Below are 15,102 nucleotides of genomic sequence, written 5' to 3'. Positions count from 1 at the left end.
AAGGTGTTTTGTGAAAAATAAAGGATTTTATTATAAAAAAAGCACTTTCATCAATGTCTTGTGCATGACAAATCAAAAATAGTAGGCTCAGGTCGATTAAGACCTCTACCCGATCAAAATGAGGAGAAAAGACTGTGAAAAAGTTTATGTACCTGATCATTCTTATCTACCTGCTCATGGACGGCAGTGTGCTACCATCAGAGTTTAAAGCAGGCAAGGCCCCAACAACTAAACCCAAAACGTCGTCTACCATTGGAACACGCAAGGCTCCTGAGGACGATGGCAGCTCAGCACCAAAAAAAATAGTCATCCAACTTAAAGACACCAAAGACGTGCAACAGCCAACAGCAGGTGACCTCAATGCATTCAAACTAAAAGCACCACCAAGTGCAGGCAGAGAACGAAAACAAGCTGCAGGCCTTGACCCTTCGCTATTCAAACAGAGCGAGGTACAAGCAAAGTTTGCCGAAGCAACCAAACGCAAAGCAACCGACGTAGCCAAACAAGAAGGCAGCATTGGCGAGCGGGCTGAGGAAGTAGCAGCTACAGCACGAGGCCAAGACGTTACTCCTAAAGCTAAACAAGCTCCCGCTCAAAAACAAACACCAGCTCAGCCAGCACCAAAAGATCCCCTTGACGATCCCTTTTTTAAAACAGGCTTTGAAACCGATCCGTTCAAAGATGCTGGAGCATTTGACTTTGGCCCACCAAAAGCAGAACCACAAGTCAAACGTAAGCGACAAAAACAACAGGCTGAAGTTGAAGAGGTAAAACATGAAAAAACAAAAAAAGAAGTCGTCAAGGGTGGCCAAGATACAACAGCTACCCAAGTAGTCGATGTCATGAAAATTGAGGATCCCACCCAGCGAGAAAAACAAGTAGCCAAACTCTTGGCTGATGCATCTGAAAATCCTGCACGCAAAAAAGAGCTGGTCATTGCCATCGCAAAACAAATCCCAGACATGCCTGAGGACGAGCAAGGTGCCTTTGCCAAATTTTTAAGAAAAGAAGCCGGCCCAGAACTTGAGGGGAAAGTGAATGACTCCATCACCAGCGTAGGCCTGGCGCGCCTTGAGCAATCAATCATTGACGAACCTGACCCAAGCAAAAATAAGGTTCTAATGGAAAAAGTACAAAAAGCTTTTGGCCTTGACAAAGCTGGCGAGCAACCCGCTGACCGTATGGCACTGTTCAAACAGGTTATGGACACAGCAGAGAGCGTACCTAACGCGGTGAGAGTTCTCAATGGCGTCATTGGTAAAGGTGAGGATGTGCAAGACGCACAAAAAGATATGCTCAGGGCAGCATCTGAAGCGTCAAAAAAAATAGAGGACAAGAAAACGCGTAAGTCAGCGCAACAGGAAATTATGCAACACGCACAAGAACTCGACCAAAATTTTGGCAAAGAAATAGAAGAACAACTTGACAAAAAAACGTCACGAAAATCTCAACGCCTGAGCGAAAAAACATTGGCAGCTACGCAAGATGTTGCCAATGCCCTGCCAGCAACAAAGTCCAAAACAGGTATGTCGAAAAAGAAAAAACGTATCCTTGGTGGCTTGATGATTGCTGGCGGACTTGGCCTGGCAGCCGGCATTGGCCTGCTGGTGTGGCAAAGCATGGAATCGTCTGAGCGAAATGAAACCGAGCAAAACATGGACCAGATAAAACTGGACAACGACTACACGCTTGAAAGCAAGGGCTACCAAGACATGCTGCGTGATGATATCAAACGCCTGGAAGAGGATGGTTACACCGTTGAGGTTAGTTACGCCGATGGTGACATGATTGGCAGCTATGTAGCAACCAAAGACGACGCACCAACCATTACCTTTACTGATGTTGAATACATTGAGCAGCTCGTTGAAAGTGAGATGGCAAAGATGGCAGATACAGAGGTAGGCCAGGAACCGTTGAGTAAAGAAGCTGAGGAGAAAAAAGAAATAGTTGAGAGCGATATATTGGAAGGTTTTGAATAAATCAACCTTGTTGATAAATATGGACCCCGGATCAAGTCTACAACGCTTGTCCAGAGTGCTGAAAGTATCTGCTGGGGAGTTAAAGCGTTGCGACCAACAAAGTTGTATGCAGAAAAAAAATTTGTCATCCCCGGCTTGATCGGGGATCTAAAAAATTAAAAGTGAAATAAATGATGTAAAGGTTGTATGATTCTTACAAAGGAGATCCCCGATGGGCCTCGGGGATGACCCCCTTCTCTTTGTACTTGAATTAACAATAAGCATTTCAAAACACTTTTGACAGTAGTGGCCCACGAGCCGGTATCCAATGAACAGAGCGTTAACAAGAATAGTAAAAAATGAAAGGAAAGGAGCATGTATATGAACAAAAAACAGACACTATTACTTTGCAGCCTGCTGCTAGGCTTAAGCCAGCAGGCATGGTGTAGTGAGGCCGCAGATGCACTAAAGGCAGCACGAAAAGCCGCTGAAAAAGGCGCAGCAGCTATGGGGCAAAGACCTCCGTCACAATATACAAAAACACCAGCCGATGCAAAAGAGCATGAGGAAAAAAAGCAACAACGAGCCGCTCAACGCAAAGAGGCTGAAGAAAAAAAGCGTGATGGCGCTATGGAAATCGCACAAGCTCTTAAAGAAGAAAAATTTGGGACGGGACAACAACCATTAAGACCTCTTCCAATGCCACCGTCACAAAAAACTGAACCAATAGAAAAAGAACCACCAGTACAAATGCGCGCTCCTGAAGAAGTAGCAAGACTACAACAAAACCGCCTCAAAGCAAGCATACTATCACAGCCAGTTAAAGAGGTACCATTAACTAAAGAAGAAAAAAAACGTCTTAAAAAGCTAGAAAAAAAAGCTGCTAAAAACATAGAAGCCAACTTGAAAACGGCAGAAGTGAAAAAAGATTACGACCTTCCCCCTGATGATGATGTACCCCCACCTCCCTACAGCTTGGTAGACCCTGCAATTACGAAGGCACTCGATGACAACAACTCCCCCAACAATCGAGCTATAACAGCAGCTGAGATTCCAGGAGTTCTTGATGTTGGCGCTGCAAAAAACATTATTAAAACAGCAAACATTTCTGAAGCAGAAGAAGATGGTACAAAAAAAGAAATTGATGCTGTTGCAGCAGGCGAGAAAAAGGGATTCAAAGCAGCGACCGTCAGAACGTTTGAAAAAATTGGTGGCTCAATACCTGGCAGCAAGGGCTGGAGCCCAAAGAAAAAACGTACCGTTGGTGCCATGGTCATGTTGGGCGGACTTGGCCTAGTTGCTGGTGGCATTGGCCTAGCCGTTTGGGCAGCGGTTGAGAGCGGCTCACGTAACGAAACTGAGCGAGAAATGGATATGATCAAAGCTGAAGAAGGCTACACCCTTGAGACTGATGCGTATCAACAAATGCTGCAAGACGACATCAACCGCCTGTCTGCAGATGGTTATACCGTCAGCGTTACGCGTGATGACGCTGGCAACATTGTTGCCTACAGCGCAACACAAGAAGGCTTTGCCAACATCACCTTTGAAGATAACGAGTACTTGCGTACAATGATTGAAAACGCTATGCAAGAACAGAAAGAGGCCGAGTCAGAACAAGAAGTGGTATTTCGGTAATCTTGACAATGTGGGGTCACGCTGCCTGGCGTGACCCGCCCCACCAAACAACCCAAACCATTGCATTTTACCCCCCATACTTTTTAAACTGAAAGTGATTAACCCTGGTCTTGCACAGGCCAGGACCATGAAACCGTAATAATCTCTGGGGGGAGCTAATAATGAAACCGTACAAAATACTGTCATTACTGTTTGCACTTGCACTGGGCCTACTGTGCCCGCAAGCAATGAGCAAAGAGGGCAAACTGAGCAAAGCTGACGATGTAGAAGAAGCAAAACAAGCAAAAGCTGCGCAGCTTAAAACATCTAAAAAAGAAAAAGGGGTGGAAGGCGGCGCCTTTGCTCGGCTTCGTGAAAAAGTACTTGGTACCAAAGACGAACCCATGGACGTGGGAGCGTTCAAGCTTGATCTTGGTAGCGGCATAGGTGCTGCAACAAAAGCAGGTGAACTAGCCAGTGAAGATCCACTAGAAGCACAAAAAATTAAAACGCTGCAAGAGGAACAAACGCAAGAGGTCAAACCAGCTGAACTGGTCCCTGCTGCAAAACAGTTTGGCTTGGGAGCAAACCCACTAGCTCATGGAGGCAATGTCAGCGCCATGATAGATACGCAAAAAGCTGCAATTGCCAATGCCCAAACGGCTGATGCAAAACTCGAAGAGCTTAACACACTCATCCAAAATCTTCCGGGGAAAATGGACCCGACAGCACTGGTTGGAACCGACAAAGTTTTGGGAATTGTCAGAGCCATAGAAGAAGATATCGCTAAAAAAGCTGCAAGTGGAACAGCTGAAGAAAAAGCACGTCTCTACAACTTGGCAAAAATGCTTAACGACAAAATGCCCGAAGATACGCAAGATCCTGACAAGTTAGATCTGAAAAAACGGCTCAGCGCGATTGAAAATCAATTCAATCCAGAAAAAGCTACGCAAGAGACAACCGTCACCAAAAAGAAATCTAAATTAGGCACAAAAGGTAAAGTCGGCATCGGGCTGGTTGTAGGTGGTCTTGGTATTGCTGCGGCCACAACCGCGGCGGTCATCGCCGCAGAAGAAGATGAAGGCGAAGAAATTGATACATCAGGCTTTTTCCAAGATTAACGCTTAGTTATCAAACATTGCACGAAACTGAAGGGCAAGTCGATACGACCTGCCCTTTTTTGATGGATCAACCACCTCTAAAAAACCTTGTTGTAGCCACTGTTTGCATAACGCACGTGCACTGCGCTCCTTAAATCCGAAAAGTTTTTGCACGTCACTGGATGTAATAACATCTTGCTTGCTAAAAAGTGTTAGTGCTTTACGTTGTTTACCGTCAAGGCTGCGCATAATTTGCATTTGATCTGGCAATGTTTTACTTTTAACTACTTGAGCTTGGGCAAGCACTGCTTGACACGCTTGCGCCATGCCGGTGCAAAAATACTCAAGCCACGAGGTAATGTCAGCTTGAGCACGGCCAATATAGTAGTTGTGAGAAGGCCCTATGCTAATGGCCTGGTAATATCCAGGCAAATCTCGAGCATAATATTCTTCAAGACAAAACAGCCCCTTCAGATCATAACCACTTTGATGCAACATAAACGTTGTCAACAAACGTGCACTGCGTCCATTGCCGTCGGAGTAGGGATGAATCGTCGCAAACTGATAATGCACAATACCTGCAACAAGCGGTGCCGCAAGATCTTGATCATGCTTGCCAACCCACTCAATTAATTCACCCATCAAAGTAGCTACATCACTAGCTTCTGGTGGCAAGTACACAATGCCTCCGGTTGCCCCGTCTCGAATAACATTTTGTCCATCACGATACGGCGTTGGACTGACACGAATACGCCCTTTTCCCATCACGAGCGCATGCACCATTTTGATTAGATCATCAGAGAGAGAAACCCTTTTTTTTATTTGCTGTTCAAGCCAATCAAGCGCAACATAATATCCCTTTACTTCATCTTCATCACGTTCACGGCCGGGAAAATGCTCACGCCTTTTTATGACACGTTCTACCTGCTCACTTGTTAACCGATTGCCTTCAATTGCCGTTGAGTAGTGCGTTGATTGAAGCCGAGCACTGTAGCGTAGCCCTGCCAACACATGTGGCGTAATGGGAACATGTGCTATCTTTTCTCTGGCAGCTTCGATGCGCATAAGCACCTTAGCCAGCAGCGGCGTAATCGTAAAGTTTGGTTTAAACATACTCATAACCTTGTGTAGTTAACGGCAATTTAATGACAATTTAACGGCAGTTTAACGGCATCGTCATTTTTAATGATGACCATTTTAACGATATTTTTCAAGATTTTATAATAAAAATACCCCCTTTTGACTTAGTGACTACCTCAATTTTACTAAGCCAATCAAACTTTTAATAATTTACAAATATACAAAACTATTGATTTTAACACCAGAGCATACGTACACTGAGTAAAAATAGATCTGTATATTTACAAAATTATGATTAAAAAAGTTTTTGGGGGAGAAAACTCATGAAACTTCGTTCAATACGTTTTATAAGTCTTATGGTCCTGGCATGCGTGAGTGGACAGGCATGGGCCGCTGATAGCTCAGCGTTGAAGGCCGGCAAACTCGATCAAGGGAAACCAAAACCCAAACGAGCTACAAGCTTTTATCAACCGAAAAAAGAAAAAGTAACTCCTGGAACTAAATACGCGAAAGAAATGTACGACCCAGTAGATAAGCCCATAAAAAGTGAAGAACTTCCTGGACTTAAAGTAACCGCCGGAATAAGGCAAATTGGCCGAGATGTTGAAAAAACAACTGAAGTTTTAAAAATGTTACCAAAGCGAACAAAAGTTGAGCCCGTTGTAATTAAAGTTCCTGAAAAAGAACCCAAAAAGACTCCCGAGCAACAATTCCCTGTAATAAAAACAAAAGAAGAAAGGGATGCTGAACTTGCAGTGGTAAAAGAAGCGGCTAAAAGAACTTTCGTTGAGCAACCTGGCCCACGTGCAAGCGTAGAATTTGTAAAAGTCCAAGAACAAGCACAAGAAGAAGTAAACAAGTTTAAAAATAGCACAAAAGATGAACAGGTAAACTACCTCTCAGGTATAGTAAAATGGACCTTTCAGGATACAAACTTATCAGATAAATCTCGCAAAAAGTTTAGCAAAGAAGCGTTAAAAGCTGCTAAGAACGAATTTGGCAAAGGCTCTGAAGAGTACAAAGCTATTGACCAACTGATTAAGTCAGAAAATGAAGCCGTCAAAGGTAAAAAACAACCATTTGTTAAACGTCACAAGAAAAAGCTTATGATTGGCGGTGCTATCGGCCTTGGCATTGGCTTACTTGCAGCAGGCATCGGCATTGGCTATGCAATTGGCTCAGCAAGCAATGACGAAATTAAAGAAGAAATAGCTATTCGTGAAGAAACCGTCGCTAATCTAGATGGTGAAATAAAAGAAATTGAGGACACACTTGCACCAACCCCAGAGCAAAAAGAAGAACTTGAAGACCTGAAAGAAGAAAAAGACCGTCTGGAAGAAGAACTTAGTGACCTGCGTGAAGAACTGGCCGATCGTGACAAAGAAAAAGAACAACTAGAAGAGCAAAAAGCTACGCTTGAAGCCGACGACCAGTCTCGCGATGAAGCGCTCAAACAGCTTGAAGCACTCTTTGATCAAATCATCACTGAAGAAGGCAGCGAGGTAGAAGGTGACGTTGAGTCAATCTACCGTCAAGACCTAGATGAGGAAACGGTTGACTAGACCAAGTTAGTCATAAGCGTATGTCCAAGCGAGCACGAACTTGCTTGGATGTCAGAAAGGGTCTTTGCATGACATTGTGTTGTGCAGAGACCTTTTTTATTGAATTCTATTTGTCAATTTTAGTACACTAAAACTATAGAATTGTTGTACTCTATCTCATAAGGAGAAAAACCATGAATTTTGCCATTTTACTGTTTCTACTTGCCGTCAATCTGGGCAACTATAGCCTGTATGCAGGTGAGGCTGCAGACGCGGCAAAGGCAACAAAACGAAGCACTTCACCAACTCGAGAGCTTCTTAAAAAAGGCATTCGTCTAACAGACCCAGGTGAAACTAAACCTACCAAACGATCAAGCTCGCCGCCAAAGATAAACCCGAAGCTCCAACAAAAAACAAGCCCCCGAGACAAGGCTAAACCAGCAGATCTAGAACCTCTCTCAAAAAAACTGGAACGGGAAAGAGGGAACTTTGAAGCGCGTATCACATCTGAAGAAGGTTTGATTAAGGCTCAAGAAGACCAACAAACTGATTTGGGCAGAACATGGTCAGATCAAAGCAAAAAAAAGATCAGCTCAAAGAAATACAAAAAAAAATCAAGCCAGATCCAATCCGAGCTCATAGACTTGCGAAAAGAACAGGACAAAATACTTAAAGAGGAAGCAGATAAAATTGGTGCCCGTAAAGCAACTAAAGATGAAATACTTAAAAAGTACGATGAAAAAATTAAAAAAGAAAAAGAGTCTGAAGAAGCTGCCGCACAACGAGAAAAAGTACTAGAAGAAATCAAAGCTGACGCAACTGCGCTCAAAGACGATCTTGAACAAGGCCTTGCTGATCTCAAGGCCAGCATAGAAGATCCTCCAACCAAAGAAGACGTTATAGAAAGCATTAATGCTTTTGGCATGCGTCTTTCAGACGGTCTTGATAGTCTTTTCAAAAAGAAAGAAGAAGAGCCAGAGGCAGAAGCACAACCAACAAGCATTTTTGACTTTTTTAGCGCAGTCAAAGAAGAAAGTCGTTAACGGAGAGAGAAAACGTGAAGAAAAATTATTGTTTTTACACCTTCATATTTATTGCAACACTCTGCGATTGGACTCAGCTGCAAGCGCTAGAAGGCCTTGGCGTTATGCGTGCTCAACAAGCAGCACAAATGGACCTTGTCGACAGCGCAAAAGCGCAAAAAAAAGCTGCTAAACAAAAGCTGGAGGGGACGTTAAAGGACTTTGAGGAAGTTGATACCAAGATTGTAAAGCTTGAAGAAAAGCAGAAAAAAATAGGCAAGAAGAAAACACTCAGCTCCAAAGACCAAGAAAAAAAGACTGCACTCGAGACAGACCTTGCCTCGCTAGCCGTCAAGCGCGAACAGGTTAGAACACAAGCTGAGCAAGAAACCAAAGATCTGGTTTTGAAAGATTTTGCCAAAGCTCAGGCAAAACAAATCAAAGCGCAGGAAGAACTTAATGACGCAAATACACGCCAAGATGAACTGAGAAGGCAAAGTGATCGCGATGATCTAGCGGTTGAAGGTCTGACCAAAAAACTCTCTGAGCTTACCCTGCAAGCAAGCCAAGGTGGTCAGGTTGGTCTTGAAGTACTTTCAACGCGAACAAAACTGGACCAAGCAAAAAAAACAGCTGCCGAAAGTAACACAGCATGGAAAAAATCTTTTGATGATGTTTCAGAAAAAGAGAAAGCACTGAAAAAGGCAAACAAAGAATTTGAAAAAAGCGATGCATACCGAGCTCGCCTTGAGTCCGAAGGCATCAAAATAGAAGCTCCAAAAAGCAAAACGCAACGCTTTAAAGATTTTGTGAGAGAGAATACCGCTACAATTACAGCTCCTATGTTGGTGGCTACCGGGGTCTCAGCAGTTATCAGCGGGGGCATACGTGCTACTACCCAGCATGGGGTTGAACAAGCCCTAGAGGCACGAGAGAAAGAAGAAGAAGAAGAAGAAGACACCACTGGCCAGGAAACAATAAGCCTTGAAGCTGGTGATGAAAATGAACCTGAAACCATTGATTCAGGCCAAGACGACAAAATTGTTGACGAAGAGAAGGGTAAAGTAAGCGCAGAAGAAGAAACTACTGTCGTTGACCAGCCTCAAGATCTGCTCGACTTACCCAAAGAGGCTGTCATGGAACCTGATGACATTAAAGAAAAGCCTATACAAGAAAAAAGCGTCACAACAAAAGAAGAAGACGTTGCTCGTTTTTTTGAATAAAGAAATGAGGAGTGGATCCCGGCTCAGAGGCCGGGATGACGCCGCTGGATACTTAACAGATAGAAAAAACTTTGGACTATGGAGACCTGATGAAAAGAATAAATTATGCGCTTACCGCCCTACTCGTCTATCTATTGGTATGTGCTGCGCTTTCTGCAAGTGAACAACAAGCAAGCCGCTTGAGCAAACAGCAATCACAACCAGTAAGCGCAAGCTTTAGCAGAACAAGAAGCCTAAGCTCGCTGCCAAAAAAAGAAGCAGCTCCAAAGACTGAAGCCGCACAAGAGGCTGAAAAAACTGACGCTCCATCTGGCCTTGCAGGCTTCCGCCTGCCGGGTGTAACCGGCGAGGAAAGCTCGGTGCTTGATGTTTTCAGACAAATGGGTGCGCAAGAAGAACGAATTAAAACGCTTGAGCGAGAAAAAGAGGCTGCAAGAAAAGAAGCGCAGCAATTTAAAAAACGATTTGAGCAATCACGCCAAAGCGGTAAGGAAAAGAAAGCCGATAAGAAGGAGCAGAGTGCTAAAAAGAAAGCGGCAGCAGCCCAAGACACTGCTGATGCTGAAAAGGTTGATGAAGACCCAGATGATATTTTTACTGCTGCCAAACATGCAACAACCACAATCGGTAAAATCAAACATTCCGCGCAAAAGTATCCCGGTAAAACAGCTGCCAAAACTGCGGGAGGACTGCTTGCAAGTTTTGGTGGACTTGCCGCCGTCATTGCACCGATTATCACAATCTTAGACAATGAAGGTGATGATGAAGAGCGTGGCAAACAACTCAGAGAGTTGAGTAAAAAACTTGATGAACAAGCCGCAACTGCAGCCGAAGATGAAAAAGAAGAAATTGCACGCATGAAAGAGTTTGCCGAAAAAGAAGCTGCTCGAGCCGAAGAGCGCGTTGCTGAGAAAAAGGCCATGGCAGCACAACTTGGCTCACTGCGTGATGAGATTAATGAAAACCAAGACATCATTAGCGGGCTGCGTCAAGACCTTGAAAAAGCACAAGCACAAGCTGAACAAGCTGGCGCCCAAGCTCGAGAAGACATGAAAGGTAATATCGAGCAAATACGTCAGCAAGAGCAAGAACTGGCTAATCAAAAATTTGCAGAACAAAAAGCAGCACATGAGGCAAAAATAAACGATCTGAACAGTCAAGTGAGTGAACTCACTAAGCAACTCGCAGCCAAGGAAAGTAGCGTTAACGATCAAGTCAATGAACTAACCGAGCAACTTGCTGCCCAAAAACAAGTAGGCCAAGAACTTGAAGCTGCTCATGAAAAAGAACGTGAAGCACTCAACGCTGAACTTGAAGAAATCAAGGCAGCACTTAAAGTGTATCAAGGCCGCGAGCAGGCTGAACAAGAAAAACTAGATGCGCAAGAACGGAAAGAACGTGAAGAAGAGCTTGCACTGGCCAAAGCATTTCAAGAAGAACTTGCTAAAAAGAAAGCAGCCGCTGAAGAACTTGCTCGCAAAAAAGCTGAAGAACAACGACTGCTTGCTGCATTTCAACGCTTTAAGGAAGAAGAGCGCGCTCGTCAAGAGGCAAGGGCAGAGCAAGAGCGTCTCTTAGCCGAAGAAGAAGCTGCACGCCAAGCAAAAGAGAATGCACAAGAAGAGATGAAAGAGAAATTAAAGCAGGGTGAACAGCAACGACAAGAAATGCAAGAAAAAATAGACATACTCATGGAGATGATAAGCAAAAAACAAACCCCTGCTCAGGAAACCGAAGCTTCTGTTGAAAATGCCACGCCAACTACAAGCGAGTCAAAAACAGATACATCAAAAGCAAAGCAATTGATATCTTGAAAAGTAAAGATACCCAAGAAAAGGCAAAAGGACTGCTTCAGAAAGCCAGTGGATTCTTTACTCCTACCGGATAAGGGAACTACAAGTTCTGGATTCCCGCCTACCATGTATAGTATTGGGTTGTTAGGACTCGTCATACCGGCCTGCGAGCCGGTATCCATTGTGACACCCACATGTACGACGCGTTTGTTCTTTAGAAATAGACCCTGGATCGGAGTCCAGGGTGACGAGCTACTACTATCCAAAGTGCTGCTTGTAAAATCATATGCAATTGAGTAGAGGTCATTCCCAAGCCTGTCCTCTGACTTGATCAGGGGGCCGATCGGGAATCTAGAATTTAATCATCCTTTTTCTTCCCAAAGAAGGTTGCCAAATACACGCTTTTGTTCTACATTTTCTGAGTCAATACGTTGTGATGCGGCTGTCGCATCACAAGCGTACACTACCCTTTTTGGTTTTTGTGCGTCTCACGCTGCGGTTTCACGCCTTCCACGTAAAGGATGGTTTCATGAACGTTAAAAAACAAATTCAATCGTTTCTTTCATCACGTATGCACGGTGAACGGTCGCGCGACATTATTCTTTACTGGTTACCTGAGCTGATAACGGCAACGATTCTCATTTCGCTGCCACCACTAATCGACTCGTGGATTGTTTCGCAGCTGGGGTCAAACACAACCTACGGCGCACTTGCTATGGGCACCAACTTTTTGCATACGCTAATCAAACTTGCAGAAGCAATACCAGTCGCTTCAATCGCCATCATTGGTCGACACAACGGTGCGGGCGAGTATGAACAATGTGGCCAGGATCTGGGAGACACGTTTTGGACAACATTTATTTTTGGGTGTAGCCAATTTTTGATCATCTTTTTGAGCGCAAAATATATTTATCAATGGCTTGGCGTTCCCGCGAAAATGATTCCTATCGGTGCTGAGTTTTTGCGAATTAAGGCGTTTGGTGTTTTCTTAATTTTCACGATTTTGTGTTTTGTTGGATTTATGCGCGCACTTAAAAATACTCGCGTTCCTATGCTGATCAATATGCTGGGCATTGCAGTCTTTATCGTTTTTGACTACATGCTCGTTTTGGGACACTTTGGTTTTCCCAAACTTGGGCTTAAAGGATCTGCCATTGCAACAATTGTCCAATATTCAGTAATGAATGTTGTTGCGCTCTGTTACATACTCTTTAACCCAGACTATAAAAAATACTTCACAACTATCTTTTTTGCCGTCTTTAGCTGGAAGCGCGCACTGCACCTGATTAACCTCAGCTGGCCGATTGTTATTGACAAAAGTACGATAACCTTTTCATATGTCTGGTTGTCAAAAATGATTGCCAGCATGGGCAAATATGCCATCACCTCGTATGACGTCGTCAAGAACCTGGAACGCTTTGCCATCTTACCGGTGGCCGCTGCTGCCCAAGTCGTCACCTTTCTGGTCAGTAACAGACTAGGTGCGGGCGACCCAGAGGGCGCTGTAGCCAACATCAAAAAGATGTTTATGCTCTCGTTTGCCACCGTCATACCCTCGCTCTTCATCTTGAGCATCAATGCCCCCTATTTCGTCAGCTTTTTTGATAAAAAAAACAAGTTTGGCAATTTTGCAGCATCTGTTTTACCAATCATCACCTTTCTGGTAATCTTTGACTTTACACAGCTCGTTCTTGCAGGGGCACTACGTGGTGCCGGTGATGTAAGAACAGTTATGTGGGGGCGGCTTTTTTCGTGTGCTTGTTTTTTTATACCCGTCTCCTATGTCATTAGCCAACTGCCACAGGCAGGAGCTGGTCACGGGTTTAGCACACAGACAACAGGAATGTTATCTGCATACTTTATGGTACTCCCTCCCATTAGTAATGAACTAAAATTTATTCTCATCTATGGGTCTTTTTACGTAACCACTGGCTTGATGGGCATTATCTTTGTACGGCGCATCAAAAGCCGCAAGTGGCTAACCCATAAGGTGTAACACTTTTTGAAAAAGGAACTACAACCATGGCAAACAATTTTTGCAAAGAAGAACTGCTTAAACTTGCCGCGATGGCTGGGCTATCACTCGACGAAAATGAAGTGAAGCAGTTTGAAGGTGAAATTAAGGCAATTATCGAAAATATCGATGCATTAGAAAACGTAACACTTTCTGAAGAGCTAGCAACAGCTCGACTCGAAAACGTTTTTCGCGAAGACGTTGTTATAGAAAGTGACGCTGACGCAATCCTTGCCCAAGCACCTCAAACGCAAGATCGCTATTTTGTGGTACCAAAAATTCTTGACGAGAAATAAGAGGAAGCAACAGGATGAATCCCTTTTCAACTATTCGTGAGATCAAAGAAAAATTAGAAAAAAAAGAAGTCAGCAAAAAAGAAGTCTTCTCCTTTTACCTTGAACGCATCAAAAAATACAACCCTGAACTCAATGCAGTACTTGAAGTTTTTGAGGACCTTTCTGCTGATGACATCGAAAGCAGCCAAGGCTTACTTGCCGGCATTCCGATGCTTGTCAAAGACAACATTTGCCAAAAAGGCCGACTGACCTCTGCTGGTTCAAACATTTTGTCAAACTACAGGGCGCCGTACAACGCTACCGTCATTGAGCGACTCAATGCTGAGGGTGCGCGCTCGTTAGGTCGTACAAACATGGACGAATTTGCCATGGGGGGTACCGGCGCTTTTTCTGCGTACGGCATCGCCAAAAACCCGTGGAACCTTAATCGTACACCAGGTGGATCAAGCTCAGGATCAGCTGCTGCTGTTGGCGCTGGCCTGGCACCATTTGCTCTTGGGTCTGAAACTGGCGGCTCTATTCGCCAACCAGCTGCATTTAACAACTTGGTTGGCATGTACCCTACCTATGGCTCTCATTCGCGCTACGGTGTTATTGCCTTTGGCTCATCACTTGACCAGGTTGGTGCCATTACCCGCGATGTGTATGACAGCGCATTGATTGCAAGCATTTTTTCTGGCCACGACCCACATGATCAAAGCTCACTGGTAACAGACAAAAAAGATTACACCAAGGCGCTTGATGGAAAACTACCTGAAAACTTGAAAGTTGGCATCATCAAAGACGCCCTCGAATACGAACAAATTGAAGGAGAAGTGCGCGCGGCCTTTGATGAAAGTGTCAATCAACTCAAAGCAATGGGTGCAAAAATAAAATCAGTCGAACTCCCTGATCTCAAGCACGGTACTGCGCTCTACTTCATTGTTAGCCGTATGGAAGCTGCATCTAACCTACACCGTTTTGACGGTTCGCTCTATGGCAACCGTTGTGAGCAAGCAGACAACTTGATTGACATGTATGTACGCACGCGCCACGACGGCATGGGTGCAGAGGTAAAGCGCCGCATCTTAACGGGGACATATTTGCTTTCTTCTGAACACAAAACTTTTTACTATGAACTTGCATTGCACATTAGACGTATGATTCGTGCTGAATTTGAAAACGCTTTTAATGACGTTGATGTGTTAATCAGTCCTACAACCCCAACATTGGCATATCGCTTTGACAACATGCCCAGCGACCCAGTGCTGCTCTATCTTGCAGACTATTTCACCACACCAAATTGCATGATCGGTACCCCAGCCATTTCAGTGCCGGGTGGCTTTTCGCCTGAAGGGTTGCCAATTGGGGTACAATTTTTGGGACCACGACTGTCTGAACAGTTATTGCTTAAGGTTGCCTACGCTTTTGAACAACATACTAACTATGGTCAAAAAACTCCGAAAGGGTTTGAATAAT

At 44.2% G+C, this 15,102-nt stretch carries 11 protein-coding genes; 10 read left to right on the top strand and 1 reads right to left on the bottom strand.

Features of this window, described 5'->3' with window-relative positions:
- Positions 1-134 precede the first annotated feature (134 nt).
- The 3 genes from H6679_04145 to H6679_04135 all read left to right on the top strand — a co-directional run bounded on the left by H6679_04145 (position 135) and on the right by H6679_04135 (position 4,696).
- The gene (locus H6679_04145; GenBank protein ID MCB9493437.1) at positions 135-1,979 is read left to right on the top strand and encodes a hypothetical protein; all 1,845 of its coding nucleotides are present in this window, start codon (positions 135-137) and stop codon (positions 1,977-1,979) included.
- A gap of 360 nt (positions 1,980-2,339) precedes the next feature.
- Complete coding sequence (locus tag H6679_04140) at positions 2,340-3,596, top strand: hypothetical protein (protein MCB9493436.1); 1,257 nt, start codon at positions 2,340-2,342, stop codon at positions 3,594-3,596.
- 161 nt (positions 3,597-3,757) lie between these two features.
- The gene (locus H6679_04135) at positions 3,758-4,696 is read left to right on the top strand and encodes a hypothetical protein (GenBank protein ID MCB9493435.1); all 939 of its coding nucleotides are present in this window, start codon (positions 3,758-3,760) and stop codon (positions 4,694-4,696) included.
- Positions 4,697-4,699: 3 nt separating this feature from the next.
- On the opposite strand, the gene H6679_04130 is transcribed toward H6679_04135, so the two are convergent.
- A complete protein-coding gene (locus H6679_04130) occupies positions 4,700-5,788 on the bottom strand; it encodes a Fic family protein (GenBank protein ID MCB9493434.1) in 1,089 nt (362 codons plus the stop codon).
- A gap of 290 nt (positions 5,789-6,078) precedes the next feature.
- Between H6679_04130 and H6679_04125 the strand changes: the two genes are divergently transcribed.
- The 7 genes from H6679_04125 to gatA all read left to right on the top strand — a co-directional run bounded on the left by H6679_04125 (position 6,079) and on the right by gatA (position 15,101).
- Positions 6,079-7,317, top strand: a complete 1,239-nt coding sequence (locus H6679_04125) for a hypothetical protein (GenBank protein ID MCB9493433.1) — start codon at positions 6,079-6,081, stop codon at positions 7,315-7,317.
- 173 nt (positions 7,318-7,490) lie between these two features.
- Positions 7,491-8,339, top strand: a complete 849-nt coding sequence (locus tag H6679_04120; protein MCB9493432.1) for a hypothetical protein — start codon at positions 7,491-7,493, stop codon at positions 8,337-8,339.
- Between the two features lie 14 nt (positions 8,340-8,353).
- The gene (locus tag H6679_04115) at positions 8,354-9,541 is read left to right on the top strand and encodes a hypothetical protein (protein MCB9493431.1); all 1,188 of its coding nucleotides are present in this window, start codon (positions 8,354-8,356) and stop codon (positions 9,539-9,541) included.
- Between the two features lie 89 nt (positions 9,542-9,630).
- A complete protein-coding gene (locus H6679_04110; protein MCB9493430.1) occupies positions 9,631-11,355 on the top strand; it encodes a hypothetical protein in 1,725 nt (574 codons plus the stop codon).
- 508 nt (positions 11,356-11,863) lie between these two features.
- Positions 11,864-13,330 carry an MATE family efflux transporter gene (locus tag H6679_04105; GenBank protein ID MCB9493429.1) on the top strand — a complete coding sequence of 489 codons (1,467 nt, stop codon included), beginning with the start codon at positions 11,864-11,866 and terminating at the stop codon, positions 13,328-13,330.
- Between the two features lie 26 nt (positions 13,331-13,356).
- Positions 13,357-13,644, top strand: coding sequence for an Asp-tRNA(Asn)/Glu-tRNA(Gln) amidotransferase subunit GatC (gene gatC / locus H6679_04100; GenBank protein ID MCB9493428.1), 288 nt, complete (start codon positions 13,357-13,359; stop codon positions 13,642-13,644).
- A gap of 14 nt (positions 13,645-13,658) precedes the next feature.
- Complete coding sequence (gene gatA / locus H6679_04095; protein ID MCB9493427.1) at positions 13,659-15,101, top strand: Asp-tRNA(Asn)/Glu-tRNA(Gln) amidotransferase subunit GatA; 1,443 nt, start codon at positions 13,659-13,661, stop codon at positions 15,099-15,101.
- Position 15,102: the final 1 nt, after the last annotated feature.

Source organism: Campylobacterota bacterium (assembly GCA_020633995.1).
GTDB lineage: Bacteria > Babelota > Babeliae > Babelales > RVW-14 > JACKCO01.
The sequence above is the reverse complement of the archived record's forward strand: the minus strand, read 5'-3'. Positions and strand labels throughout refer to the sequence as shown.

Coding starts and splice junctions, on each gene's coding strand:
- H6679_04110 (MCB9493430.1), top strand. CDS start 9,631: ATGAAAAGAATAAATTATGCGCTTACCGCCCTACTCGTCTATCTATTG.
- H6679_04105 (MCB9493429.1), top strand. CDS start 11,864: ATGAACGTTAAAAAACAAATTCAATCGTTTCTTTCATCACGTATGCAC.
- H6679_04130 (MCB9493434.1), bottom strand. CDS start 5,788: ATGTTTAAACCAAACTTTACGATTACGCCGCTGCTGGCTAAGGTGCTT.
- gatA (MCB9493427.1), top strand. CDS start 13,659: ATGAATCCCTTTTCAACTATTCGTGAGATCAAAGAAAAATTAGAAAAA.
- H6679_04125 (MCB9493433.1), top strand. CDS start 6,079: ATGAAACTTCGTTCAATACGTTTTATAAGTCTTATGGTCCTGGCATGC.
- H6679_04140 (MCB9493436.1), top strand. CDS start 2,340: ATGAACAAAAAACAGACACTATTACTTTGCAGCCTGCTGCTAGGCTTA.
- H6679_04135 (MCB9493435.1), top strand. CDS start 3,758: ATGAAACCGTACAAAATACTGTCATTACTGTTTGCACTTGCACTGGGC.
- H6679_04120 (MCB9493432.1), top strand. CDS start 7,491: ATGAATTTTGCCATTTTACTGTTTCTACTTGCCGTCAATCTGGGCAAC.
- gatC (MCB9493428.1), top strand. CDS start 13,357: ATGGCAAACAATTTTTGCAAAGAAGAACTGCTTAAACTTGCCGCGATG.